23 protein-coding genes and 1 pseudogene are annotated in these 26529 nt (G+C 57.4%); 9 read left to right on the forward strand and 15 right to left on the reverse strand.

The features are described from left to right. Positions 1-13: 13 nt before the first annotated feature. Positions 14-550 (reverse strand): fimbrial protein, encoded by a 537-nt coding sequence (locus tag K5I40_RS14595; protein WP_223074842.1) that lies wholly within the window; start codon positions 548-550, stop codon positions 14-16. A gap of 288 nt (positions 551-838) precedes the next feature. On the opposite strand from K5I40_RS14595, the gene ybiB reads away from it, so the two are divergent. Next, positions 839-1801: a DNA-binding protein YbiB gene (gene ybiB, locus K5I40_RS14600; RefSeq protein WP_223074841.1), complete on the forward strand. Its 963-nt coding sequence runs from the start codon at positions 839-841 to the stop codon at positions 1799-1801. Positions 1802-1910: 109 nt separating this feature from the next. Here the strand turns inward: ybiB and ybiJ are convergent, their stop codons facing one another. The 5 genes and pseudogenes from ybiJ to mcbA form a co-directional block, all read right to left on the reverse strand. Next, entirely contained in the window at positions 1911-2171 is a 261-nt protein-coding gene (gene ybiJ / locus K5I40_RS14605) for a DUF1471 family protein YbiJ (RefSeq protein WP_039029400.1), read from the reverse strand. A gap of 285 nt (positions 2172-2456) precedes the next feature. Next, on the reverse strand, positions 2457-2723 hold the full coding sequence (locus tag K5I40_RS14610; protein WP_039029401.1) for a DksA/TraR family C4-type zinc finger protein: 267 nt from the start codon (positions 2721-2723) through the stop codon (positions 2457-2459). Positions 2724-2795: 72 nt separating this feature from the next. Then, a pseudogene (gene ybiX, locus K5I40_RS14615) lies at positions 2796-3472 on the reverse strand (PKHD-type hydroxylase YbiX). Positions 3473-3555: 83 nt separating this feature from the next. Beyond that, a complete protein-coding gene (locus K5I40_RS14620) occupies positions 3556-5838 on the reverse strand; it encodes a catecholate siderophore receptor Fiu (RefSeq protein WP_223074839.1) in 2283 nt (760 codons plus the stop codon). A gap of 273 nt (positions 5839-6111) precedes the next feature. Next, entirely contained in the window at positions 6112-6372 is a 261-nt protein-coding gene (gene mcbA, locus K5I40_RS14625) for a DUF1471 family periplasmic protein McbA (protein ID WP_039029404.1), read from the reverse strand. A gap of 241 nt (positions 6373-6613) precedes the next feature. Here mcbA and rlmF point away from each other — a divergent pair, with 241 nt between their 5' ends. After that, the gene (rlmF, locus tag K5I40_RS14630) at positions 6614-7528 is read left to right on the forward strand and encodes a 23S rRNA (adenine(1618)-N(6))-methyltransferase RlmF (protein ID WP_176556505.1); all 915 of its coding nucleotides are present in this window, start codon (positions 6614-6616) and stop codon (positions 7526-7528) included. 49 nt (positions 7529-7577) lie between these two features. On the opposite strand, the gene ybiO is transcribed toward rlmF, so the two are convergent. The 6 genes from ybiO to rhtA form a co-directional block, all read right to left on the reverse strand. Then, complete coding sequence (ybiO, locus tag K5I40_RS14635) at positions 7578-9782, reverse strand: mechanosensitive channel protein (RefSeq protein WP_223074838.1); 2205 nt, start codon at positions 9780-9782, stop codon at positions 7578-7580. A gap of 134 nt (positions 9783-9916) precedes the next feature. Then, the gene (gene glnQ / locus K5I40_RS14640; RefSeq protein WP_039029407.1) at positions 9917-10639 is read right to left on the reverse strand and encodes a glutamine ABC transporter ATP-binding protein GlnQ; all 723 of its coding nucleotides are present in this window, start codon (positions 10637-10639) and stop codon (positions 9917-9919) included. Next, a complete protein-coding gene (gene glnP / locus K5I40_RS14645; protein ID WP_039029408.1) occupies positions 10636-11295 on the reverse strand; it encodes a glutamine ABC transporter permease GlnP in 660 nt (219 codons plus the stop codon). Before glnP ends, glnQ begins: the two co-directional genes overlap by 4 nt. Before the next feature lie 117 nt (positions 11296-11412). Continuing rightward, positions 11413-12159 (reverse strand): glutamine ABC transporter substrate-binding protein GlnH, encoded by a 747-nt coding sequence (glnH, locus tag K5I40_RS14650; RefSeq protein ID WP_039029409.1) that lies wholly within the window; start codon positions 12157-12159, stop codon positions 11413-11415. A 361-nt stretch (positions 12160-12520) separates the two neighbouring features. Further along, positions 12521-13024, reverse strand: coding sequence for a DNA starvation/stationary phase protection protein Dps (dps, locus tag K5I40_RS14655; protein ID WP_039029410.1), 504 nt, complete (start codon positions 13022-13024; stop codon positions 12521-12523). A 278-nt stretch (positions 13025-13302) separates the two neighbouring features. Beyond that, a complete protein-coding gene (gene rhtA, locus K5I40_RS14660; protein WP_138369532.1) occupies positions 13303-14190 on the reverse strand; it encodes a threonine/homoserine exporter RhtA in 888 nt (295 codons plus the stop codon). Between the two features lie 356 nt (positions 14191-14546). Here rhtA and ompX point away from each other — a divergent pair, with 356 nt between their 5' ends. Beyond that, positions 14547-15065 carry an outer membrane protein OmpX gene (gene ompX / locus K5I40_RS14665; protein WP_039029412.1) on the forward strand — a complete coding sequence of 173 codons (519 nt, stop codon included), beginning with the start codon at positions 14547-14549 and terminating at the stop codon, positions 15063-15065. A gap of 477 nt (positions 15066-15542) precedes the next feature. Here ompX and K5I40_RS14670 read toward each other — a convergent pair whose 3' ends face one another. After that, complete coding sequence (locus tag K5I40_RS14670) at positions 15543-17126, reverse strand: phosphoethanolamine transferase (protein WP_223074837.1); 1584 nt, start codon at positions 17124-17126, stop codon at positions 15543-15545. 278 nt (positions 17127-17404) lie between these two features. Continuing rightward, the gene (gene mntS, locus K5I40_RS14675) at positions 17405-17530 is read right to left on the reverse strand and encodes a manganase accumulation protein MntS (protein ID WP_039032705.1); all 126 of its coding nucleotides are present in this window, start codon (positions 17528-17530) and stop codon (positions 17405-17407) included. A gap of 184 nt (positions 17531-17714) precedes the next feature. Between mntS and mntR the strand changes: the two genes are divergently transcribed. The 5 genes from mntR (at position 17715) to K5I40_RS14700 (ending at position 23577) form a co-directional block, all read left to right on the forward strand. Next, positions 17715-18188 carry a manganese-binding transcriptional regulator MntR gene (mntR, locus tag K5I40_RS14680; protein WP_138369530.1) on the forward strand — a complete coding sequence of 158 codons (474 nt, stop codon included), beginning with the start codon at positions 17715-17717 and terminating at the stop codon, positions 18186-18188. Beyond that, a complete protein-coding gene (locus tag K5I40_RS14685) occupies positions 18185-19294 on the forward strand; it encodes an anion transporter (protein ID WP_039032703.1) in 1110 nt (369 codons plus the stop codon). The genes mntR and K5I40_RS14685 overlap by 4 nt, the downstream gene beginning before the upstream one ends. 103 nt (positions 19295-19397) lie before the next feature. Next, entirely contained in the window at positions 19398-20489 is a 1092-nt protein-coding gene (locus K5I40_RS14690) for an HlyD family secretion protein (protein ID WP_039032702.1), read from the forward strand. After that, on the forward strand, positions 20486-22057 hold the full coding sequence (locus K5I40_RS14695) for a DHA2 family efflux MFS transporter permease subunit (RefSeq protein ID WP_039032701.1): 1572 nt from the start codon (positions 20486-20488) through the stop codon (positions 22055-22057). Before K5I40_RS14690 ends, K5I40_RS14695 begins: the two co-directional genes overlap by 4 nt. After that, complete coding sequence (locus K5I40_RS14700) at positions 22054-23577, forward strand: efflux transporter outer membrane subunit (RefSeq protein ID WP_171029949.1); 1524 nt, start codon at positions 22054-22056, stop codon at positions 23575-23577. The genes K5I40_RS14695 and K5I40_RS14700 overlap by 4 nt, the downstream gene beginning before the upstream one ends. A gap of 114 nt (positions 23578-23691) precedes the next feature. On the opposite strand, the gene ldtB is transcribed toward K5I40_RS14700, so the two are convergent. Beyond that, complete coding sequence (gene ldtB, locus K5I40_RS14705) at positions 23692-24612, reverse strand: L,D-transpeptidase (RefSeq protein WP_039032699.1); 921 nt, start codon at positions 24610-24612, stop codon at positions 23692-23694. 218 nt (positions 24613-24830) lie between these two features. Here ldtB and K5I40_RS14710 point away from each other — a divergent pair, with 218 nt between their 5' ends. Continuing rightward, the gene (locus K5I40_RS14710) at positions 24831-26426 is read left to right on the forward strand and encodes an ABC-F family ATPase (RefSeq protein ID WP_039032698.1); all 1596 of its coding nucleotides are present in this window, start codon (positions 24831-24833) and stop codon (positions 26424-26426) included. The last annotated feature ends 103 nt before the right edge of the window (positions 26427-26529 follow it).

A 26529-nucleotide genomic window follows, 5' to 3' on the forward strand; every position in this document is an offset into this window, starting at 1 on the left:
AGGCGCCGCCTTATTAGTTGTACATAACGGTAAAGGTGGAGACGGCATTAGCCGGGCCAGCGGTGATGGTGCTGCCGGTCTGGATATAGCGTGCGCCAAAGACCAGGTCGTTGGTGGTAGTGCCCGACTGCAGCGTGTAGCTGGTGGACGGGCTGTATAAGCTCAGTGGATTCTCGGTTTTGTCCAGCAGCTGGATACCGACACCGGTCGCCGCGCCGGTACCCGGCGTGACGGCCAGTACGTTGGCATTGGTGCTGTCAGCAGAGCCGCCGAAGGTGATGGCGGCGCTGGTGATGGTTTCCGGGCAGTCTTTCAGCTGAATGTCGAAACGGGTGGCCGACGTGGTGGAGCCCGAGCCGGTAAAGGCCGTTTGCGACACTTTGCCCAGGGAAACATCCAGCGGGCTGCTGACGCCGTTGACCACCTGACAGGCGGAATCGATGATTTCGCCGGTGAAGTTAATTTGCCCCTCGCCGCTGTTTGCAGCCCAGGCAGAGACAGAACAACATAACGCAGTGGCAATAAAAGTGCCGGTAAGGATTTTACGCATAATAATTCCTGAATAAATGCCGGTGTTAATAACATCCGTTGTGATTAATTGATAAATAAAGGGGCGAAACTTTATTGGCGCTAATTTACGTAAGTTTTGGTTGGCTATTAACTACTGCCCTGGCCACTAATGATTTGAATTGGGGTTGTATTATTATTTTTTCTTTAATTACAGAATGATGGCTTGAGATGGAGGGGAAAGGGGGCGCAAAATCGATAAGAGAAATGTCTGTCCGCCGTCACCTTATCGACGCTATAGTGTTAATAAGATGTCGCAAGGAGAGTTGTCGTGGATTATCGCAAAATTATCAAAGAGGTTGGGCGAGGCAAAAATCACGCCCGCGACCTGGATCAGGATACCGCCCGGGGTCTTTACACCCGGATGCTGAACGGCGAGGTGCCGGACCTGGAGATGGGCGGCATTTTGATCGCGCTGCGCATTAAGGGCGAAGGCGAAGCCGAGATGCGCGGCTTTTATGAAGCCATGCAGGCGCAAACCCTGCGCCTGACGCCCCCGGTTGCTAAGCCGATGCCGGTAGTGATCCCCAGCTACAACGGCGCGCGCAAGCAGGCCAACCTGACGCCGCTGCTGGCGATCCTGCTGCACAAGCTCGGGTTCCCGGTGGTGGTGCACGGCGTGAGCGAAGATCCGACCCGCGTGCTGAGCGAAACCATCTTCACCCTGCTGGGCATTGAGCCGACCCGTCACGGCGGCCAGGCGCAGGCGAAGCTGGACGGGCATCACCCGGTCTATATTCCGGTGAGCACCCTCTGTCCGCCGCTGGAAAAACAGCTGGCGATGCGCTGGCGCATGGGGGTGCGGAACAGCGCCCACACCCTGGCGAAGCTGGCGACGCCCTTTGCCGAAGATGCCGCGCTGCGCCTTTCCAGCGTCTCGCACCCGGAATATGTCACCCGCGTGGCGACCTTCTTTGCCGATATCGGTGGCAGAGGGCTGCTGATGCACGGCACGGAAGGCGAAGTGTATGCCAACCCGCAGCGCTGCCCGCAGCAAACGCTGATTGATGCGGCGGGTACCCGGGTGGTGCTGGAGCGTGGGGAAGAGAACAGTAATGTCTCTCTGCCGCAGGCGAAAGATGCCGAAACCACCGCGCGCTGGATAGAGAGTTGCCTTGCCGGGCGCGAAGCGGTGCCGCACTCCCTGAAGCTGCAGATGGCCTGCTGCCTGCTGGCCAGCGGCCAGGTGGAGACGGTCGATGCCGGGCTGGCGCGGGTTAACCAGAGTTTTTAAATAAAAAAAGCCCGTCCAGCGATGGACGGGCCAAAAAACAACAAAGGGTCAATGAGGGTTGGAGCAGCCCGCCAGCGGACCGGCGAGCGGGGCAGAGATAAGGGTCAGGTTATTTGTAGATAACCGCAGTGCCGCTCAGTTTGTTGTTAGTGTTAGCGGAGGTAATGGTGTAACCAGTCGCGCCAGCTGCTTCTGCTTTCGCCGCCAGGCGTGCTTCCAGACCGTCCAGGGTGGTCGCGCCTTCCGCACTGACCACACCGATTTTGTTCATGCCGCTTGCCTGGGCCGCAGTCACAGATTCCGCAGCGAAAGCACCGAAAGACAGCGTGGTCAGGGCAAGAGCAGCAACAGCATATTTGATGGTTTTCATGGTTAATATCTCGCAGGTTATTCTGTTAAGGGGACGTTGTTCCGTCGATGTGATAAGTATCACGCTTTTTTGCGAGAGATAAAATCGAAGAGAATTGACGTCATCCTTCGAAAAATTTGAATGACAAATAAGTTATTGAATATTAATAAATTCAATGAATGGATTTACGTTTCTTGCCGTTGCGCTTTACAGAAGAGGCGATGAGGGCACGTTTCGACAAACCAGGGGCTAAAATTCGTGCGCAAGCAAGTAATCGCTTGCGTGGCCCCGCAGCCGTCATGCCAGTCATCGCAGCTGGCTGTCTTTGGATCCTCTGCGATTATATCCTGCGTGGGATGCATTATGTGAATCTTTCTCCTGCTGACAGGCGATGCACAGCCGCACGCCGGGCACGGCTTTACGCCGCGCTTCGGGGATCGGCTCCTCACACTCTTCGCAGAATTTCAGGCTCTCGCCTCGCGGAATTTCGCCCCGCGCCCGGGCCACTGCGTCTTCAATGGTACTGTTGATCTGTTCGTTAACGGCGTCATCATTCGCCCAACCGGAAGCCATAAACCCCTCCTGACAGGTTATTGCGCTGTACAGTAACTATGGGGTCAAAAAACGTACAATCAAGGCAGGTGCCTAGATTTCAGACCATTCGCGCAGCAGGTTGTGATAGAGATTCAGCAGGGAGAGCACTTCGTCACTTTCGCCGTGGCGGGCGCGCAGGGTCTGGATGTTGCGGTCGAGGTCGAACAGCATGGCGCGCTTTTTGTCGTCACGGATCATCGACTGGATCCACATAAAGGAGGCCACCCGCACACCTGCGGTCACCGGGGTCACGCAGTGCAGGCTGCTGGAGGGATAGAGCACCAGATCCCCCGCCGGGAGCTTCACGCTGTGCTGGCCGTAGGTGTCGTTCACCACGAGCTCGCCGCCCTCGTAGCTGTCGGGGTCGCTTAAAAAGAGGGTGGCGGAGAGATCGGTCCGCATCCAGCCGATTTGCGGGTGGCTACGCACGGCACCGTCAACGTGAAAGCCGTAGGTCTCCTGCTGCTGGTAGCGGTTAAACAGCGGGCTGGAGATCTGGCGCGGCAGGGCGGCGGCAAAAAAGAGCGGGTGCTGATTCACCGCCTGCAACACGCTGGCCTGCAAGGTGGCGTACAGCGGGCTTTGGGTGTCGACCTGCTGGTTGTTTTTACCTGTGCGCCCTGGTTGCCCACCGTGGCGCGCCCGTCGATCCACGGGGCTTGCTCCAGCTGGGCGCGGAACTGCGCTACCTCATCGGCGTTCAGCACGCCCGGAATGTGATACATCATAAAGATTCTCCGTAGCGTGGGGCTAACGCCCCACGCGCTAACAGAAGTGCACTGAAACGTGGGGGGCACCCCCCCACGAATGATCAGAAGTGCATGTTCGCCGTTAACATAAAGGTACGCGGTTCGCCCGGATGGTAGCGGTAGCCGCTCTTGTTGATGGAGGCGACATAGTCCTCATCAAACAGGTTGTAGACGTTGAGCTGCATATCGAGGTTGCGGTTGACGCGATAGCCCAGTTTGGCATCGGCCACCCAGTAACCTTCGGTAAACGACGGGGTACCCACCGCGCCGTCAGAGCCGCGGTGCATGCTGCCAATATAGCGGGCACCTGCGCCAACGGAGATGTCATCCGTTGCCTGGTACTGGCTCCACAGCGTGAAGGCGTGTTCCGGGGTATACGGCAGGGAAGAGGTGCCATCCTGCGCCACGTTGTTGCCGGTGCGCACGCTGGCGCGCTGCTGGGTATAACCGCCGATCACCTGCCAGGCCGGGGTGATGTTACCCGCTGCCGACAGTTCATAACCCTCGACGCGCTTTTTACCGTACTGCGAGTAAGTGCCGTCATCGTTCTGCTCAACTTCGTTTTCGATGTCGGTGCGGAACACCGCCGCGGTCAGCAGGAGACGTTTATCCAGCACTTCCCACTTGGTGCCCAGCTCGCTGGTTTTGGCCTTCTGCGGCTTAAAGTCGGTGCGGTTGGCGCTGCTGCCGGTGCCACCCTGCGCCAGGGCGAAGTTATTACCACCCGGCGGCTGCTGAGAGATGGCGTAGTTCACGTAGATGTTGCCGTGCTCGGTCAGATGATAAAGCGCCCCGGCTTTCCAGTTCACCAGATTGCCCGAGGTGGCCGTATCCACGGTAGTCACCGGGGAACCTTTCGGGGTCCCGGCCGGGCAGGCGACCGCCCCGCGACCGGTGCCGCCGCAGACGCTGGCGCTGTCATATTCGGTGTGGTACGTATCGAGACGAATGCCGCCGTTGAGCTCAACATCACGGGTGATCTGCAGCGTATCAAAGGCGTAAATCCCGAAGGTATCGGTCTGGCCATTGGCATTGGCGCCGTTGTTGTTCAGGCCGCCAATATCGACGTTGCTGTTCGGGTGATAGATATTGACCGGCGGCGGGGTGATGGCATCCACGCCGTAGTTGGTCTGGTTTTCACGGGTGAACTCCACCCCGGTGCTGATATCGTGGCCGACGCTGCCGGTATAGAATTTGGTCGTCAGGTTGGTCTGGTTGGTGAGGATCTTGTTGCTGACATCTTTGGTATTGGCGAGACGCGACCAGGTCCAGGTGTCCACGTTGTTGCGGTCAGGCTGGGCGATGTTGCTGGCGCCACCCATCACGGCGGTCATCAGATAATCCTGCTTCACCCGGGACCAGCGCGTGGTGTTACGCAGGGTGGTGTTGTCGTTGAAGTCGTGCTCAAAGCGCATCGTGGCGGTGTCGGACGTGGAATCGTCGTAATCGGAATCGGTGCCGTAAAAGTTGCTGGTGTCCACCTTGCCTGAGTGATTCAGCGCCGCAGTGCCCGCAGAGGGTGCAGAGTAGCCCGGCAGCCCGATGGTCGGAATGCCGCCGTCCGGGGTGTTGTGCTGGGTCACATGCAGGTAGTTCAGATAGAGACGGTTTTCCGTTCCCAGGCCAAAGGCGAGGGAAGGGGCCACGCCGTAGCGTTCGTTCTTGACGTTATCGCGGCCTTCATCGTGGGTCTTTTCACCCATCAGGTTCAGACGAAACGCCGAGGTATCACCCATCACCTGGTTGATATCGACCGTACCGCGGCGCATCCAGGCGCTGCCGATGCTGGCGGAGGCATCAATGCCTGAATCCAGACGCGGCTGTTTGCTGATCATATTGATCGAGCCGCTCGGGGCGCTACGTCCGTAATCGCTGCCGGATGGCCCTTTAATCACTTCCACCTGTTCGGTGTTGAAGGTGTCGCGCGTCGTGGTGCTGATATCGCGAATACCGTCAACGTAGATGCTGTTCGAGGTGTCCACGCCGCGCATGTAAACCGCATCGCCGGTGGTGGAGTTGCCGTTTTCACCGGCGAAGAACGCGCCCACGCCCGGGACGTTTTTCAGGGCATCGGTCAGGTTAGTGGTGCCCTGATCTTTGAGCACCTGCTCGGAGATTACGGTCATTGTGCGGGTGGTATCGGCCACCGGACGGCTGAATTTGGCGTCGGCGGACTTCTGCGGGGCATACAGCGAAGGCTGTGCCGCTTCGACTATCAGGGTGTCGTCAGCTTTATCGTTATTCTCCGCCGCAACTACAGAAGCCACGGGAGTAAGACCGATACACAGACCCGCGAAAAAGGTCAGCGAGTTAAAGCTGTTCGGAACGTTGCGATTTTTATCCATATTGTTTAGCGACTTATAATTTTTAGTATTGAGTTTTCATTACGCTGTCAGGCAGGTCTGGGCCTGTTCCTGTGCCACGTGAATAACCGTAATGAACCTACAAATGATAATAATTGTGATAAACATTATCATTTGGCGTGACTTTTTATCACTGTCGCCAACAAAAGGAAATACGTAAATTTACATTGGCTACTAAAAATCTTCACAAAGTGGAGTTTGGGCAAAAAATGAACTGCACCCCGGGGGATGCAGTATGCAGTGCAGAGAGGGGAACTATTTGTAGATGGTGGCGGTACCAAACATGGTGTTGTCGCCGCTGGCAGAGTTCACAACATAGCCTTTAGCACCCTGTTCACGCGCTTTTTCAGCCAGTTTATCCTGCAGGTCATCGAGATTTCTTGCGCCAGAAGCCTGCACGGTTCCGGCGGGTCTCAGTTGACTGGTATCGCCGCTGCTGAGTGATTCGATCGACCATGCAGCAAACGACGCACCTGCCAGTGAAGCGGCAGCCAGCATTACCAGGTATTTTTTCATAATCACTTCCTCTGATTGACAACGGGTGATGCACACTAAGTGTAGAACGGGTCAGAGTGTGATTTAGTGCAAAAAATTGATGATGATCTGCTTATTTTTTGAACAACATATTTTGACAATTCCATGACAAATCAGATACATACAGGTGACTGATTTTTGGTGGTTTATTCTGTCGCGCAGAGAAATATTTACCGTTGCGCCCGCAACGGGTATCTTACGCCGCTGTTTACAGGAGAACGCCATGACACCCGAAAAGCCGGGGTTGCACCCACGCAACCGCCACCGTAGCCGTTACGACATGAATGCCTTATGCGAAAGCTGTCCGGCGCTGCGCGAATTTATCACCCGGACGCCAGCAGGCGAGCCCACGGTGAACTTCGCCGATCCGCAGGCGGTAAAGACGCTGAACAAAGCGCTGCTGATGCATTTCTACGGTGTGGCCCAGTGGGACATTCCGGACGGCTATCTCTGCCCGCCGGTGCCGGGGCGTGCCGACTACATTCACCATCTCGCCGATCTGCTGGCGGAAGGCAATAACGGTGAGGTGCCCGCTCAGGCGACGATCCTCGATATCGGCACTGGCTCGAATCTGATCTATCCGCTGATTGGCGCGCATGAGTACGGCTGGCGCTTTACCGGCAGCGAAGTGGACACCCAGGCCTTCGCCAACGCCACCGCCATCATTAACGCGAATCCCGGCATGAGCCGCGCCATTCGTCTGCGTCGTCAGAAAGAGGCTTCGGCGATCTTCACGGGCGTGATCCACAAAAACGAACAGTACGATGCTACCCTGTGCAACCCGCCGTTCCATGATTCAGCGGAAACCGCCCGGGCTGGCAGCGAGCGTAAGCGCCGTAACCTTGGCCAGGCGGCCGACGGCGCGCTGAACTTTGGCGGCCAGCAGCAGGAGCTGTGGTGCGAAGGGGGGGAAGTGGCCTTTATCACGAAGATGATTGCCGAGAGCGCCCAGTTTGCCCGCCAGGTGAAGTGGTTTACCACTCTGGTCTCCCGCAGCGAAAACCTGCCGCCGCTCTACCGCGCCCTGACCGACGTCGGCGCGGTTAAAGTGGTGAAAAAAGAGATGGCCCAGGGTCAGAAGCAGAGCCGCTTTATCGCCTGGACCTTTATGGATAACGCCAAACGCCGCCAGCGTTAAGCGTCTTTCCCCTCACCCTAACCCTCTCCCCACAGGGGAGAGGGAACAGTCAGGTGCGGTTCTGGATCTGGGTGTTCTCCCCCGTCGGCGACGGCAGGAGCTGATACATCTGCACCGGCATCCGCACGTTAGCCAGGTCGAAGTGCTTTTTCACCATGCTGTCGAGGGCGAAGCGCACCGTCCACTGCTTTAGCGGCTGGGTGGTAAAGGACACGCGCAGGGTAAAGGCGGTGCTGGTCAGGCCCACAATCCCGGCAAATGAGGGCTCACCGATAATCAGCCCGCGAATATCCTCTCTTTCCAGCAGCTCATCCACCGCCGCTTTCAGCGCGCCCTGCGCTTTTTCGGCATCTTCATGCCTGTCCACATCGTAGTTCGCCACCACCGACCCGATGCCGCGCACGAAGTTGGCGAAGGTGGTGATTGAGGACCACGGGATGATGTGGTACGCCCCGGTATCTTGCCGCACCCCCACCGAACGAATCGACATCCGTTCCACCGTGCCGGTGAGCGGCCCGATGGTTACCAGATCCCCGGTATTCATCCCGTTTTCAAACTGGATAAAGATCCCGGTGATGATGTCCTTCACCAGCGTCTGGGAGCCAAAGGAGATCGCCAGCCCAAGTGCACCGGCACCCGCCAGCAGCGGGGCGATATTGACGCCAATTTCCGACAGCACAATCATGATGGTAATGGTGCTGATGATCACCGCCAGCGCGTTGCGAAACAGTGTCAGCAGGGTGCGGGCGCGGGCGCTGGGCAGCGGGCGGCCATGAATATCCGAGGAGAGCCGGTTCTCGATCAGGCTCGCCAGGATGGTCCAGCCGATGGCGGAGAAGAAGAGGATCAGCGCGATGCGGATCAGAATATCCACCGTCTTTTCACCCGCGCCGTTGTGCAGCCAGTTCCAGAAGTCGAACAGTCCCCAGGCGCTGAGCAGCAGCATGATGGCGATGCAGACCGTCAGGATCCGCGCCACCTTCAGCGAGACGCCGATCCAGCCGTTAAGCCGCTTCTGCAGCTCGGGGTAACTGCGCTGCACGTGCGGCGACAGGGTGATGGTTTTCGCCAGCCAGCGCGAAAGCAGCCCCGAGACGAACGCGGCAACGCCGACGATCGCCAGGCTGCGGAAGGTAGCCCCCATCATAAACTTCAGGCTGTTGCCGGGATCGAACAGGGAGAAGAAACAGAGCACGATAAAATAGGCGCTCGCCAGCCAGTGCCACACCAGGGCGAAGGCGCGAATAAACAGGCTGAAGAAGGCGAGAGAGCGGTCGGCGAGATGAAGCAACCCCTCGGTGATGGCGCGCTTGTTGTGAAAGATCAGGTACAGCGCCCAGACGGTGATGCAGAGCATAATCAGCACGTTTGCCAGGGCGCCAATCTGCACGTTGACCTGATTAGAGATAATCGGCACCGCCACCAGCAGGCCATAGCCGATGATGCCGCTCAGAAGGCTAAGGCGCAGCGACCAGTAATGCGCGGCGCTGTCGTTAATGGCGAAGGGACGCAGGTCGGGTACCCGGGGGCAAAATATCAGGCGCAGGATCGCCTTAAAGAATTCAATTAGCGCGAAGGCATTGAGGAACAGCGCCTGCTGGAAGGCAATGGTGGGATTGCCTGTATTGAGGGACTCGCTCAGGATCTGGCCGATAAACAGGGTCAGGGCCAGCAGCAGCAGATCGATAATAAAGGCCCCGGCGATGGTCAGCGGCAGGTGAATCCAGCTGCTCGTTTCCCGGTTCTTTTTGCGCCCCCAGCTGCCCATTCTGCGGTACAGCGGCCAGGCGCAGAGCCTCACCAGCCAGTAAAAAGCAAAGACCAACCCGGCCAGGATCAGAAACTGCTCCGCGGCAGCGGTGAAGGTTTGCGGGTTAAAGGCTTTATGCGGGGAGCCAATCAGGTTGCGGTAGAGCTGGGCGAAGCGGGTGGCGAGGGCGTCGCCATAATGGCGGCTGATATCGGTGACGTTCTCCAGCACCGTTTTCTCGTCGGCTATCTCCGGCGGGGTGATTTTGGGCACCGGCTCCTGGGGCGGCGTGGCGGCGACGCTGCGCAGCTGGCTTATCAGCTCCTGGCGTGAGGCGTCGTTTTCCAGCACGTCGGCAAGCGCAGAGTAAGCCGCCTTTTTCTGCTCAACGTCCGGTTCAGCCGGTGGGGGTGTTTGCGCCGTTGCGGCAGGCACGCCCGGCAGGCTGACGGCCTGGGCAGGCAGGCAAAACAGGCTTATCAAAAGCAGCAGGATCCAGGGCACGGTGTCCTCCGGTGACAAAAATGTGCAAAGTGATAAGTATAGAAGGCGGGCGGAAGCGGGGGGCTTTTGGGAGAATTCCGGGGGAAATCGTTGGAACCGTAGGCCGGGCAAGCGCAGCGCCGCCCGGCGTAACATTACGAAACGTGCTGGAGGAACTCCTGCAAACGCTGGCTCGGCGGATTCTCAATCAACGTCTGCGGATTGCCATCTTCGGCAATACGCCCTTTGTCGATAAAGATCAGACGCGAGGCCACTTTCTCGGCAAAGCCGATTTCGTGGGTCACGATCACCATCGTCATGCCTTCTTCTGCCAGGTCCTGCATAACCTTCAGCACTTCGTGGCGCAGCTCCGGATCGAGGGCAGAAGTTGGTTCATCGAACAACATCATTTTCGGCTTAACCGCCAGCGCACGGGCAATCGCTACGCGCTGCTGCTGACCGCCGGAGAGCTCGGACGGATAGTGATGCCCGCGCTCTGCCAGACCGACCTTCGCCAGCAGCTCTTTTGCAAGCCGCTCGGCTGCCGCTTTGTCGGCGCCGCGCACGCGCAGGGGGCCAAACATCACGTTTTCCAGCGCCGTCAGGTGCGGGAAGAGGTAAAACTGCTGGAACACCATGCCCGCTTCCTGCCGGATCAGGCGCTCGTCCACTTTCGGGTCGTTAACCTTCAGGCCATCGACAATCAGATCGCCGCTGGTGATCTCTTCCAGTTTGTTGATGCAGCGCAGCAGGGTGGATTTACCGGAGCCGGACGGCCCGATAATCACCACCACTTCCCCGGTCTGGATAGTCAGGTCGATATTGTGCAGCACCTGGGTCTGACCGAAGTGCTTGGAGACGTTTTTAAATTCAATCACAGGATTTTCATCCTTCTTTCAAGACGACGCAGCACGAAGCTCAGCGCCAGCGTAATAATCAGATAAACCACGGCCACGGCGCTCCAGATCTCCAGCGCGCGGAAGTTACCGGCAATGATCTCCTGGCCCTGACGGGTCAGCTCAGCCACGCCGATAACGATGAACAGCGAGGTGTCTTTGATACTGATGATCCACTGGTTACCCAGCGGTGGCAGCATGCGGCGCAGGGCCAGGGGCAGGATCACGTGGCGGATGGTTTCGCGACGGGAGAGACCCAGCGCCAGACCGGCCTCGCTGAAGCCTTTGTGGATCGACAGTACCGCACCGCGGGTGATCTCGGCGATATAGGCGCCGGAGTTGATCATGATGGTGACCACCGCCGCGCTGAACGGATCGATGCGCAGGTCGGTAAAGGCCATCGGCAGGGCGAAGTAGATAAACATTACCTGCACCACAATCGGCGTGCCGCGAATGACTTCGATGAAGACCAGTGCTACGTGGTTGGCTATCCAGCCGCCGTAGGTGCGGGCAAAACCGGCGACGAGGCCGATAATCAACCCGCCAACCAGACCGAGGACCGAAATCCACAGGGTCATTTTGGCGCCTTCAAGCAAGAGAGGAATGGCAGGCCAGATGGCGCTCCAGTCAAACTGCATGATGTATTCCTGTATACCGTGGTGAAAACAAAAAATGAGTCAGGGAGATGACTCAAATTGTAGGCCCGGTAAGCGCAAGCGCCACCGGGCGGTACAGTTCCTGTTTAACAGGCTGTTTTATTTAGGTTCAGTGCCGAACCATTTTTTATAGATTTCGTTGTAAGTGCCGTTCTCTTTCAGGGTTTTCAGCGCGCCGTTAACCTTAGTACGCAGCTCGTCGCTGCCTTTCGGGAAGGCGATACCGTATTCCTGAGCTTCCAGAGACTCACCGACCGCTTTGAACTTGCCGTTACCTGCGGTTTTAATGAAGTAGAGGATGTTTGGCGTGTCGTGCAGAACCGCGTCAGCACGGTTGGTGCCCAGTTCCATATAAGCGTTGTCGATGTTCGGGAACTGGCGCAGGTCTTTGGTTTTGATGTTTGCTTTCGCGTAATCAACAGAACCGGTACCGCTCTTCACCGCGACCACTTTGCCGTCGAGATCTTTCGCGCTCTTCACGTCGTTGTTGTCGGCTTTAACCATCACCAGCAGGCCGCTTTTGTAGTAGCCGTCAGAGAAGTCGATGGCTTTTTTACGTGCGTCAGTAATGGTGATACCGGCCAGCGCCAGGTCAACGTTTTTGGTTTGCAGTGCCGGAACGATACCGCTGAAGTCCATTGGCTTCAGGGTGTAATCCAGTTTCAGCTCTTTGGCGATAGCCGCCCACAGATCCACGTCAAAACCAACGTACTGGTCGCCCTGTTTAAATTCGAACGGTACGAAGGCGGTGTCGGTAGCAACAATCAGTTTCTTATCAGCAGCCTGCGAAGAGACCGCAAAAGCCAGGGTAAGTGCAGCCAGTGAAACTTTTAATACAGACTTCATAGCATTTCCTTTTATATCCACGGGGCGATCCCCTGCGAGAACGAACGGCTCTATGAAAAAATCGTGCCAACTTTACAAGGTGTTGTTTTTGCAAGGACGGTACGGATTTCATTGCACAAAAAAGGTAGCAAAGGCAGCAAATTGCACCATAAAGAAGCACTGTTTTGGTGCATCGAAATGCCATCACTAACGGTTATGCTATTTAGCGCAAATATTGACGAGAAAACAATCTTTCGTTAACGATTGTGTGAGGTGATTATTACAAACACTTTACTTTTGCGGTGGGGGAGGAGAAATGTCTGCACCATGAAAGTGCAAAACCCCCGCCGAAGGCGAGGGTCTGATAGCAAAATGCTATGGATTACTCGATGTTAGACTCGATGAACCACAGGAACTGATCCAGGTCGCGGGAGGCCGCGGTCAGGATATCGGCGGTATCTTCGTCTTTAGCGTCGCCAATGGCTTTACGCACGTCGTTCGCGACCACGGCATAACGATCCGCCAGCTCTTTCAGGTGATCCTGAACGCTGTGGATATCCAGCGGGTAGCTTTTCAGTGGGGTTTTGCTGTTAATAACCTGGGTGGTACCCAGCGCCACGCCGCCCAGCTGTACGGCACGCTCAGCCATGGTGTCCAGGTGAGTAGTCAGTGCGGTGCGGAAGCCATCCAGCATCTCATGCACAGCAATAAAGTTGGCACCGCGCATATTCCAGTGGGCCTGTTTAGTAATCAGGGACAGGTCAATAAACTGGATCACCTGGCGATTCAGCAACTCAATCGTCGCTTTCTTCTCGCTGTCTGACACATCGTTACGGGTATACAGCAGATTAGGTGCTTTTGTTTTTACCAGTTTAGCGGTAGGCATAATCTCATTTCCTCTTGATGTTGGCGTCCAAAGTTATTTCGAAATCAAGTATAGCACCGGCTATAGATAGCGCGACCGGGTGCTGCCTATCGGTTTAATAGTGAAAGCGTGGTTGTGATATGTAATTCATTGAAAAATAGAAAATAGTTATATTTATGCGTAAATTAATCTTATTTTTTAACGAGCTGGCGGGGAGTAAGACGATATTTCAGAATAATGACGGCCATTGCGAATAAGAATATTTCGCCGGAAACCGTTTCCCGGCGAAATAACACCTGCTAGCGGATATCCACCTCTTCGACTTTACTCTCCCGGCGCAGGGTGAGGGTCGAACCCATCGAGGCGGCAATGATGGAGCAGAGCGCCAGCGTCTGGGTAAAGGTCAGGGATTCGCCGAGGAACACCATCCCGGACATCGCCGCCAGGGCAGGCTCCATGCTCATCAGCGTGCCGAAAATGCGCGTTGGCAGACGCGTCAGGGCAATCATCTCCAGCGAGTAGGGAAGGGCGGTGGAGAGTACCGCTACCGCCAGCCCCACCGGCAGGATCGACCACTGCCAGATGGACTCGGTGGCCTGGGCCATGCCCAGCGGAACGAAAATGATGGCGGCAATGAGCGAACCCAGCGCCACGGTGGCCGGGCCATGCTCCTCGCCGGCACGCTGTCCGGTGAGAATATAGATAGCCCAGCAGGCACCGGCCCCCAGCGCCAGCGCCGCGCCGGTGAGATCAACGTGCGAGACGTCCTGGCCCAGCGGCAGCAGGAACCACAGGCCAAGCACCGCCAGCACCACCCAGATAAAGTCCACCGGACGGCGGGAGGAGAACAGGGCCACCGCCAGCGGACCGGTAAACTCCAGCGCCACGGCGATCCCCAGCGGCACCGTCTGAATCGACAGGTAGAAGAGGTAGTTCATCGCCCCCAGGGAGAGCCCGTAAAACAGCAGAGGCAGGCGCTGCTCTTTTTTGAAGCGCAACCGCCAGGGTTTAAAAATGACAACCAGGATCAGGGTGCCGAGCGCAATACGCAGCGCAGTCACGCCAGGGGCGCCTACCACCGGGAAGAGCGATTTTGCCAGCGAAGCGCCGCTCTGTATGGAGAGCATGGCGATGAGAATGACGATTACGGGCAACCAGACTGGCGCCCTGCGAGACAACCCAGGCATCCTTTCTCCTGTCAATTTCTGTCAAAGGAAGTAAAGAGAGGGAGTGTAAAGGAAATAACGCCGCGCGGTTGAGACTTCGTTGAAAAAAAGTCGTCGTAAATCCGTAAAATGGCGGTCATACGACAGGCTGATTTCTGTAACAGATTAGGAATTGTCTGGATGAATGTATTGTGACTGGCGCGCACTATTAGTGAAATGAAACACAAATGTGGTGTTTTTTGAATAAGATAGCTGCTGGTGGAAATGTTTAGTTACATGAAAACCCGCGTTAGACATCACGAATCACAAAGAGTTTCACAAGTTTTTTTGATATATTTAAAACTTACGGATTTACTTGAAGCACATTTGAGGTGGTTATGAAAAAAATTGCATGTCTTTCAGCACTGGCAGCTGTTCTGGCTGTTTCCGCAGGTTCCGCAGTCGCAGCGACCTCTACCGTAACTGGCGGTTACGCTCAGAGCGATATGCAGGGCGTGATGAATAAAACCAACGGTTTCAACCTGAAATATCGCTACGAGCAAGATAACGACCCACTGGGTGTTATCGGTTCCTTCACCTACACTGAGAAAGATCGTAACGATAACGGTGCTTACAATAAAGCTCAGTACTACGGCATCACTGCAGGTCCAGCTTTACGTCTGAACGACTGGGCAAGCATCTACGGTGTTGTGGGTGTTGGCTACGGTAAATTCCAGCAGACTGAAAACCAGGGCTTCAACCGCTCTGCAACCAACAGCGACTACGGCTTCTCCTATGGCGCAGGTATGCAGTTCAACCCAATGGAAAACGTTGCACTGGATGTCTCCTATGAGCAGAGCCGCATCCGTAACGTTGACGTTGGCACCTGGATCGCGGGCGTCGGTTACCGCTTCTAATCACTTCGGTGAGCCAGTAAAAAAACCCGCTTCGGCGGGTTTTTTTGTTTTTCTCCCTCTCCCTGTGGGCTGAGGGATCCCCACCAAAAAAGTGGCACGATCTGCTCCCTCTCCATTCAGGGAGAGGGCTGGGGTGAGGGGGAATATGCGACTGTGGTGGTGGTTCCGTTCACTGTATGTTTTGCGCTCCTCTGTCAGCCGCGTCACCTGTGAACGTGCTAAGTGGGCTTGCCGCCGCCCCCTTAGCAATCCCGGCTCCCGGCAAAGAAAATCGCCGCTTCGCGGTACCCTCAGCTTATTCCTTTCGGCTATCGGGTCGGGCGTGATCCTACATCCCTGTAGGTCACGCCCTCTCGGCGCGTCCCTGCGCCTCGCCCCGGCCTGCGGTCAACGCTTCGGCGATTTTCAGCCGGACCAGGGAGTCGCTGTAAGTCGTTTATTATTCTGTGGTTATGTTATTGCTTTGAGAGCAAAAATTTACCGACTCTTCGTCTCAAACACATCCGTCCCCAGATGGTTGTAGTCCACTTTCTGCAGCTTAAAGTTGGTCACATACACCGGCGGTGCCTTGTCGTTCGACAGGAAGCGGTACTTGTTGTCGATCTCTCTGGCGCTGATCCCCGTCCACTGCGAGAAGAAGCTTAAGAAATCATTCGCCGAGCGGCGCGCTTTGATAATGCGATGGGCCTTATCATCACTCGACAGCACCATAAACGGCACCTGGAAGTTCTGCTGGAAGGCATCGTCGTGCGCCAGATACTGCACCTCTTTTCCGCGCTCTTTGAACGCCAGCCCGTGATCGGAGAAATAGACCATCGAGAAACTCTCACCGGTATTTTGCAGCTGGGCATAAAGCTTGCTGAGCAGGTCGTCGGTTTGCGTCATGGTATAGAGGTAGCACGAGGTCTCTTTCGACTGCACGAACTCGGCGTATTTCCCCTGGGTGCGATCGCAGGCCTGCGGGTGCGAACCCATCAGATGCAGCACGATCAGCTGCGGCTGGGTACGATGGCTGCTGAAGACCTGTTCGGTCATCTTCAGTAACGCCTCATCCCGGGTGTTTTTATCCGCCTCAAAATCCCCGCTTTTCAGGAAATGCACTTCGTCCGCGCGTTTGGCGATGCTGGCGATGGCCGTATCGTACTCGCCAATCTGCCCCTGGTTGGAGAACCACCAGCTCTGGAAGCCCGCGCGGTTCGCCAGGGTGACGAAGTTATCCTGATACTGCGGCTTATTGTCCACCACCCGGTTAAGGGTCAGCCCGAGCGACTTCTGGGTTGAACCGCTGGCGGCGATGTAGTCGGTAAACAGGGTGCCGTTAACCTTGCTGGCAAACGGGGTGTTATCCCAGTGGCCGCCAAAGGCACCCAGCGCGTCGCGACGGGCGCTTTCACCGATCACCACCATATAGATGTGATACTTCGGCTTCACCGCCAGCACGTTCCAGGTGTCCTTCATCTGCGACAGCTCGGCCATCCGGGTCTGCTCTTCAACCACTTCCTGGTTGTTCACCACCACGTCTTTGACAAAGCGAAACACCGGATAGCCAGTATCTTTCAGCTTGAAGACACCGCCCCAGGCCAGGTTCTGCACCGGGGCGACAAAAAAGGCCACCACGCTGAACACCAGGCACAGGCTGTCGATCTTGCCCCACGCGTTTTTAGGCTGCGGTTTACGCCGCACGGCAATCACGCCCAGCGCAAAAATAAACAGGGCGACGATATAGCTGTACCACGGGAAGATGGTGAGGATCTCCGTCGACTCTTCCATGTTGGTGGAGTGCATCGCCAACAGGGTATTAAAGTTTGGCGCGCCGTAGGCCTGACCAAAGGGGAAATACATCGCCGCCACCAGGGAGCAGATCCCGACCACGCCTTTTTGCAGGCGCGGGGCGCAGAGCCACAGCAGATGCAGGACACAGGTGAAGGCGACGGCATACAGCAGGCTGAATTCGTAGCCCAGGGCAAAGTTAATCAGCAGCGACTGTAAAAAATAGAATCCCGTCCACGGGCTTAAGGCCCGGCTGCGGGTAATGAGCGTGTCTTTCAGGGTTAAATTCATAGGTCACTATCGTGAAAACGCCATGTGCTCACCCTGGCGCCAAGGGTCAAAACCTGCCTGAGAATGCGTAGAAGGGGGATTGAGGTCCGCATCTGCGAGCCGCAAAAAGTGCAGGGCTGCAAGAAGATAGAGCCAGCGAGGTATAACGTCAACAGATATAAAGGGGATGTTTTGCGAAGGGGGCTGCAATTCCGTAAAAAAATCGGGGAATAACCTTCCGCCGGAAAGTATAGCGGCGATAAATGACAGAAAAATGAAGCGGCGTACCGCGACGCCGCTTAGTGGGTGGGTTTGTTCTGCTCTGGCTTGCCGTTAATGATGTCGCAAATCATATTCAGCAGCATTAAGCGTACTTTAAAGGGAGAGTGGCTAAACACGCGCATACACCTCTTGAATTCGTTCATGATGACCTCCTGCGGGTTGATCCCTTCGATCCGTGAAAGGTGACTGCATTACATACAGATATAGCACAGGCTATATTATATGGCTATGGCTATATCGTTAATTTTTTGTGCTTGTCTACCGATGGTTTACAATGTCCGCTTATGCATTGATACGCTTGATGTGTCATCGGATTGAGGAAGCACAATGAACCGCCGTGCAGGTAAACCAACAACAAAAAAAATGACGCAACTGGTCAATGTAGAAGAGCATGTCGAAGGGTTTCGCCAGGTTCGCGAGGCGCATCGTCGCGAACTGATTGATGACTATGTGGAGCTGATCTCAGATCTGATCCGCGAGGTAGGGGAGGCCCGTCAGGTGGATATGGCCGCGCGTCTTGGCGTCTCCCAGCCAACGGTGGCAAAAATGCTCAAGCGCCTGGCAACGGTAGGCCTGATCGAAATGATCCCCTGGCGCGGCGTGTTTCTGACCCCGGAAGGGGAAAAGCTGGCGCAGGCGAGCCGCGAGCGCCACCAGATTGTCGAAAACTTCCTGCTGGTGCTCGGCGTCAGCCCTGAGATTGCCCGCCGGGATGCCGAAGGGATGGAACATCACGTCAGCGAAGAGACGCTGCAGCAGTTCCAGGCCTTTACGCTGAAATATGGATCCTCCCCAGAATGACCCTGCCTGGCCTGCGGGCGCTGGCCCGCGATCGTTTCTTTCATTTACTGCTGATTGTTGGGGCTGGGCTCAGTTTTCTGGTGCCCTTCGCCCCGGAGCGCTGGCCTGCCGCCATCGACTGGCACACCATTATTACTCTCGCCGGGCTGATGATGCTGACCAAAGGGGTCGAGCAGAGCGGCTTTTTTGACGTGCTGGGGCGCAAGATGGTGCGCCGTTTCGCCACCGAGCGGCGGCTGGCGCTCTTTATGGTCTTCTCTGCCGCGCTGCTGTCGACCTTTCTGACCAATGATGTGGCGCTGTTTATCGTGGTGCCGCTCACCCTTACGCTGCGCAAGCTGTGCGAGATCCCGGTCAACCGGCTGATCATCTTTGAAGCCCTGGCGGTGAATGCCGGGTCGCTGCTGACCCCGATTGGTAACCCGCAAAACATCCTCCTGTGGGGGCGCTCCGGACTGTCGTTCGCCGCCTTCACCTGGCAGATGGCGCCCCTGGCGCTGGTGATGATGCTGACCCTGGCGCTGCTGTGCTGGTTTGCATTTCCGGCAACGGCGCTGCGCTATCACAGCGGCAGCGCCTTAGCGCAGTCGAAACCACGGCTGGCGTGGAGCTGTCTGGCGCTCTACCTGGTGTTTCTGGTGGCGCTCGATCTGAAGCAGGAGCTGTGGGGCGTGCTGCTGGTGGCGGGGGGCTTCCTGCTGCTGGCGCGTCGGGTGCTTATCAGCGTCGACTGGACGCTGCTGCTGGTGTTCATGGCGATGTTTATCGACGTGCATCTGCTGATTCAGGTTCCGGCCCTGCACGGCGTGCTGCAGAACGTTACCCATCTGTCGCAGCCGGGGCTGTGGCTGACCGCCATCGGGCTGTCGCAGTTTATCAGCAACGTGCCTTCCACCATTCTGCTGCTTAACTATGTGCCGCCGACGGCGCTGCTGGCCTGGGCGGTGAACGTTGGGGGCTTTGGCCTGCTGCCGGGATCTCTCGCCAACCTCATCGCCCTGCGGATGGCAAACGATCGCCGGATCTGGTGGCGCTTCCATCTCTGGTCCCTGCCGATGCTGGTCTGGGCAGCCCTTGTCGGTTTCGGATTATTCCTTCTCATATAGTGCCATATTTGTCAGTTTTTCCTGGCAAATGTATAGCAACGTCCTAACTTTAGTGAGCGGTATAAATTGTGATACCGCTCACTAACAGGACGGATGCTGTTCTATGGCAGAAGAAAATCACTCCTCTGAAAACACCGATAATAAAGAGACTGAACGTAAACGCCCCGGCAAAAAGCCGCTGATTATTCTGGGTATTGTGGTGATCGTGATGGTCATCGTGGCGCTGGTGTGGTGGTTTATGACCCGTAACCAGGAGACCACCGACGACGCCTTCACCGAAGGTGACGCTGTCACAATTGCCCCAAAAACCGCAGGCTATGTCACAGAACTGCGGGTGCGGGATAACCAGCGGGTGAAAAAAGGCGATTTGCTGGTGACTATCGATCCCCGGGACACGGCTGCCCAGCGCGATCAGGCCAAAGCCCAGCTTGGTCTCGCCGAAGCCCAGCTGCATCAGGCTCAGGCGCAGCTCGCCCTCTCGAAGGTGCAATATCCCGCCCAGCGCGATGAAGCCAGCGCCCAGGTGATCAAAGCCCAGGCCGATCTCGCTAATGCCCAGGCGGAATACCGCCGCCAGCGCGGCGTCGATCCCCGCGCCACCACGCAACAGAGTATCGACGCGGCCAACGCCCAGCTGCGCAGCGCCCAGGCTCAGCTTGCCAGCGCCAAAGCCCAGCTTGAGGTGGCCTCCCAGGTGCAGCTGCAAATCCGCCAGCAGGAGACCAACGTCGAAGCCCGGGAGCGTCAGGTCGAGCAGGCGCGCGCCCAGCTTGAGACCGCCGAGCTGAACCTCTCCTACACCGAGGTCCGCGCCCCCTTTGACGGTTACGTCACCAAACGCAACGTCCAGACCGGCACCCTGGTGCAGGCGGGCACCGCGCTCTTCTCGCTGGTTTCGACCGATATCTGGGTGGTCGCCAACTTTAAAGAGTCCCAGCTGGAGCGGATGCGCCCTGGCAACAAGGTGACGCTGAGCGTTGACGCCTGGCCGGATCTGGAGCTGGAAGGGCATATCGACTCCATCCAGCAGGGGAGCGGCTCGCGCTTTGCCGCCTTCCCGTCGGAGAACGCCACCGGTAATTTCGTGAAGATCGTCCAGCGCGTGCCGGTGAAAATCGTTATCGATAAAGGACTGGATCCCAACATGCCGCTGCCGCTCGGTCTGTCGGTTGAACCGAAGGTCACCGTGGAATGACCGACCACAGCCACGAAAACTGGCGGCCCGCCAGCAACCCGTGGGCGGTGGCGATTGTCGTCACCCTCGCGGTGTTTATGGAGATCCTCGACACCACCATCGTCAACGTGGCCTTGCCCCACGTGGCGGGGTCGCTTTCGGCCAGCTACGACGAATCCACCTGGGTGCTCACCAGCTATCTGGTGGCCAACGGCATCGTGCTGCCCATCTCGGCGTTTCTGAGCCGGGTCTTTGGCCGCAAGCAGTTCTTCCTGATCTGCATCGTGATGTTCACCGTCTGCTCCTTCCTGTGCGGGATCGCCACCGAGCTGTGGCAGATCATTCTTTTCCGCATCATGCAGGGCTTCTTCGGCGGCGGGCTCCAGCCCACCCAGCAGTCGGTGCTGCTCGACTACTTCAAGCCGGAAGATCGCGGTAAAGCCTTTGGCCTGTCGTCCATCGCCATCATCGTTGCCCCGGTGCTCGGGCCAACGCTCGGGGGCTGGATCACCGATAACTACTCCTGGCGCTGGGTGTTCTTTATCAACATCCCGGTGGGGATCGTGACGGTGCTGGCCATCTACCAGCTGCTGGAGGATCCGCCCTGGGAGAGCAAATCAAAAGAGAAGATCCCCATCGACTGGACGGGGATCGGGCTTATCGCGCTTGGGCTGGGCTGCCTGCAGGTGATGCTCGACCGGGGTGAGGACGAAGACTGGTTTAACTCGAACTTTACCCGCACCTTCGCCGTGCTGACGCTGATAGGCATTATCGGGGCCATCTACTGGCTGCTGTACGCCAAAAAACCGGTGGTGGATCTGCACTGCATGAAGGATAAAAACTTCGCCGTCTCCAGCCTGCTGATGGCCGGTATGGCGATGATCCTTTACGGCAGTTCGGTGGTGATCCCCCAGCTGGCGCAGCAGGATCTGGGCTATACCGCCACCTGGTCGGGGCTGGTGCTCTCGCCCGGCGCGATCCTCATCGTTCTGACCATTCCGCTGGTGCTGAAGCTGATGCCAATCGTGCAGACGCGCTGGATCATCGCCTTCGGCTTTACCTGCCTGGCGGTGTCATTCTTCTGGTCGCGCACGCTGACGCCGGACATCGACTTCGAGACGCTGGTGCTGTTCCGCAGCGCCCAGTCGATTGGGCTGGGGTTCCTGTTTGTGCCCCTGACCACCATCGCCTTTATCTCGATCCCCCGACAGTTGAACGCCGACGCCGCGGCGCTCTTTACCATGTTCCGCAACGTGGCGGGGTCGGTGGGTATTTCGCTCTCGACGGCGGCCATCACCGAGCGCTCGCAGGCCCACAGCGCCCATCTGGCGACGCACACCTCGGCGTTTGACGAGCCGTTCCAGCAGACGCTGCGTGAGATGGCGCAGGCGGTGCAGAACTTCACCACCCAGGTGGGCGATCCCGCCGGTATCGCCACCGGGCGCATGTACCAGGTGATGATCGAACAGTCGCGTTTCCTGGCCTACGTGGACGTCTTCACCATTCTGAGCGTCGTGGCCCTTTTACTGATCCCGTTTTGTTTGTTGCTCTCGCCGGTTAAGAGCGAGGGGAGTGCAGGAGCACACTGATGATTCGACGTTTAAGTCCCCTGATGTTAATGCTGATGCTGGCGGGCTGCGCCGTGGGGCCTGATTATCAGCAGCCCGTACCGCAGACCCCGACCCACTGGAACGATCCGGGGGACCGGGGCGTGAAATCGCAAGCCGCATCAAGCGCGACCAACCCTCGCTGGTGGAAAACCTTCGCCGATCCGCAGCTCGACAGCCTGATTGAGCGCGCCATCGCCGGTAACCTGTCGCTGCAGCAAACCGTGCTGCGCATCGCCGGCGCGAGGGAGCAGATCAACCAGGCGGGCGGAGCTTTCTTCCCGGCGGTGAACGGCAACCTGCAGGCCACCCGGCAGCAGCTGGGGCTGGAAGGGGAGCTGAAATCCCACGGCGTCTACGACCAGCTGGACGATGTCGATCCTGAACTGCGCGGCGCGCTGGGGCCGCTGACCCAGCCGATTAACCTTTATCAGGGCAGCTTTGACGCCCAGTGGGAGCTGGATCTATGGGGCAAAGTGCGCCGTCAGGTGGAGGCCGCCAACGCCCAGCAGCAGGCGGCCATCGAGCAGCGCAACGACGCCCTGGTGTCGCTGGAGGCGGAAGTCGCCCGCGCCTGGCTCCAGCTGCGCGGGGCCCAGAGTTCTATCGCCACCCTCAACACCCAGATCGAGAGCGCCCGGCAGACGCTGGAGCTCACCGACAGCCGCCAGCGCGGCGGCCTGTCGCCGCAGATGGACGTGGAGAACGCCCGCGCCCAGCTCGGCAACCTGGAGGCGCAGCTTCCGCAATATGAAGCCCAGGCGCGACAGGCGATGAACGGCCTGGCGATCCTGCTTGGCAAACCGCCGGGCGCGCTGGACGGCGAGCTGCAGGCCAGCAAACCGCTGCCCGCGCTGCCGGAGATTGTTCCCACCGGCATTCCTTCCACCCTGGCGCGACGCCGTCCGGACGTGCGGGAAGCCGAAGCCAGGCTTCATGCCGCCACCGCGCAGATCGGCGTCTCGGTGGCGCAGCTGTTCCCCAGCGTCTCGCTCAGCGGCCAGTTTGGCCTGCGTAACAGCGAAGCCAGCTGGCTGACCGACTGGAGCAGCCACTTCTACAGCGTCGGGCCGCAGGTCTCCATCCCCATCTTCCAGGGCGGTCGGCTGGTTTCCAGCGTGAAGGTGGCCCGCGCCCAGCAGGGCGCTGCCGTGCTGGATTACCGCCAGACGGTGCTCACCGCGCTGGGGGATGTGGAAAACGCGCTGGTCAGCTACCGCACCGACCAGAAGCGGGAAGCAGGATTAAGCAAAACCATCGATGCGCTGCAAAACGCCTTCGATCTGGCGAGCAGCAGCTACCGGCAGGGGATCGCCACCTTTATCGACGTGCTGGATGCCCAGCGCCAGCTGGCGCAGGCGCAGCAGCAGCGCGATCAGGCCCGGGTGCAAAGTGCGCTGGATCTGGTGGCGCTGTATAAAGCGCTCGGCGGCGGATGGGAGCCGTATCAGGAAGTGCAGCTGCCGGACTATGCGGTGTTTGGGGATGCGGTGAGGGGATGATTTCGCCCCGTAGGCCCGGCAAGCGTAGCGCCGCCGGGCATTGCCGCACGCAGCACTAACAGACAATAAAAAAGCGGGCTTCGAAGCCCGCTTTTTTGATTTTACATTCCGCAATCAGTTCAAACGAACCGGCATCCCGGAACGATTCTGAATCGCCTGATCCACAATAGTGGCATCCACATCCGGCTGACCGGTGATGGCCTGCACGTTGCTGGTCAGGGTCACTGGCACCGTCACGTTGTTATTGATCTGGTCTTCGCTGGTAGACAGCGGGTTATGCACTTCGAGGTAACGGCTGCCATCCGGCTCGGTGGTGGCTTTTACCGGCTCGTTAATGAACTGCACGCGAGTCCCAACCGGCACGTTTTCGAACAGGAATTTGATGTCGTCGTTACGCAGACGCACGCAGCCGTGGCTCACGCGCAGACCGATACCGAAGTTGGCGTTGGTACCGTGGATCGCATACAGACGGCCAATGTACAGCGCATACAGACCCATCGGGTTATCCGGGCCAGCAGGAACAACGGCTGGCAGCGGCTCGCCCGCGGCGATGTATTCCGCGTGCATTTTCGCGGTTGGGGTCCAGGTTGGACCTGCTTTCTTACGCTCAACTTTGGTGGTCCAGTTCATCGGGGTATCTTTACCCAGCTGGCCGATACCGATAGGCAGCACGATCACGGTGTTGGTGCCTTTCGGGTAGTAGTACAGACGCATTTCGGCGCTGTTGATAACGATACCTTCATGCACAGTATCCGGCAGGATCAATTGCTGAGGAATGTTCAGCACGGTACCGCCTTTCGGCAGGTAAGGGTCAACACCCGGGTTGGCTTCCATCATGTTGGAGAGGCCGAGCTGATATTCTGCTGCGAAATATTCCAGCGGCTGGGTGTTGCCTTCTTCAATGGTCACAACCTGGTTCTGACCCACCAGACGGCTACCGTCGGTTGGCAGTGGATAGGTGACAGCAGAAGCGGTCTTGCAAAACCCTACTACGGCAAACGCCGCTGCAAAAAGCGAAGTTAATTTCATATTCATGGTGTGCGAGGTATCTGTGCCACTTGGCAGGTTATTAAAAGTCAGAACGGTTCAGGGAGCGCATTATATGTGCATTCCCCCCCGCATGGAATTCGGATGTGTACTAAATCACACTTTTTTCCGTTTCGTTAAAGTTTAGCGGCATGTTGTTACACGGGATCTCATTTCGGAATTGTGGCATAATGCCGGGTTTATCACACTTCTCGCAGGAATCTCCCGTGTTAGTTACCAGCAACGTCACTATGCAGTTTGGCAGTAAGCCGCTGTTCGAAAACATTTCCGTCAAATTTGGCGGCGGCAACCGTTACGGCCTGATTGGTGCCAACGGTAGCGGAAAATCCACCTTCATGAAGATCCTCGGCGGCGATTTAGAGCCGACGCTGGGTAACGTTTCTCTCGATCCGAACGAGCGCATCGGTAAGCTGCGTCAGGATCAGTTCGCCTTCGAAGCGTTCACCGTTCTTGACACGGTGATCATGGGACACGTTGAGCTGTGGGAAGTGAAGCAGGAGCGCGACCGCATCTACTCACTTGCCGAAATGAGCGAAGAAGACGGCTATAAAGTGGCCGATCTCGAAACCCTCTACGGCGAAATGGACGGCTACTCTGCCGAATCCCGCGCCGGTGAACTGCTGCTCGGCGTCGGTATTCCGGTTGAACAGCATTACGGTCTGATGAGCGAAGTTGCGCCAGGCTGGAAGCTGCGTGTTCTGCTGGCACAGGCGCTGTTCTCTAACCCGGACATCCTGCTGCTCGACGAACCAACGAACAACCTGGACATCGACACTATTCGCTGGCTGGAGCAGACGCTGAACGAGCGTAACAGCACCATGATCATCATCTCGCACGACCGTCACTTCCTGAACATGGTCTGCACCCACATGGCCGATCTGGACTACGGCGAGCTGCGCGTTTATGCGGGCAACTACGACGAGTACATGACTGCCGCGACCCAGGCACGTGAGCGTCTGCTGGCCGATAACGCCAAGAAAAAGGCGCAGATTGCGGACCTGCAATCCTTCGTCAGCCGCTTTAGCGCCAACGCCTCTAAATCGCGTCAGGCCACCTCGCGTGCCCGTCAGATCGATAAAATCAAGCTGGATGAGGTTAAAGCCTCCAGCCGCCAGAACCCGTTCATCCGCTTCGAGCAGGACAAGAAACTGTTCCGTAACGCGCTGGAAGTGGAAGCCCTCACCAAAGGCTTTGACGATGGTCCGCTGTTTAAAAACTTCAACCTGCTGCTGGAAGTGGGCGAGAAGATTGCGATCATCGGCGCCAACGGCGTGGGTAAATCCACCATGCTGAAAACCCTGGTGGGTGAACTTCAGCCTGACAACGGCACCGTGAAATGGTCTGAGAATGCGCAGATTGGTTACTACGCGCAGGATCACGCCGAAGATTTCGACAACGACCTGACCGTTTTCGACTGGATGAGCCAGTGGAAATCCGAAGGCGACGACGAGCAGGTGGTACGCAGCTTCCTGGGGCGTCTGCTTTTCAGCCAGGACGACATCAAAAAGCCGGCGAAGGTGCTCTCCGGTGGTGAGAAGGGCCGTATGCTGTTCGGCAAGCTAATGATGCAGAAACCGAACATTCTGGTGATGGACGAACCGACCAACCACCTGGATATGGAATCGATCGAATCGCTGAACATGGCGCTGGAGATGTATCAGGGCACCCTGATCTTCGTCTCTCACGACCGTGAGTTCGTGAGCTCGCTGGCGACCCGCGTGATTGAAATTACGCCGGAGCGCGTGGTGGACTTCAGCGGTAATTATGAAGATTATCTGCGCAGCAAAGGCATCGACAATTAAGATACACCCCTCACCCTAACCCTCTCCCCACAGGGGAGAGGGGACTGTTCGGTGCGGTTTTCACCCTCTCCCCTATGGGGAGAGGGCCGGGGTGAGGGGCTGT

This window comes from Leclercia sp. LTM14 (assembly GCF_023736175.1).
In the GTDB taxonomy this organism is placed as follows: Bacteria; Pseudomonadota; Gammaproteobacteria; order Enterobacterales; family Enterobacteriaceae; genus Enterobacter; species Enterobacter barmai.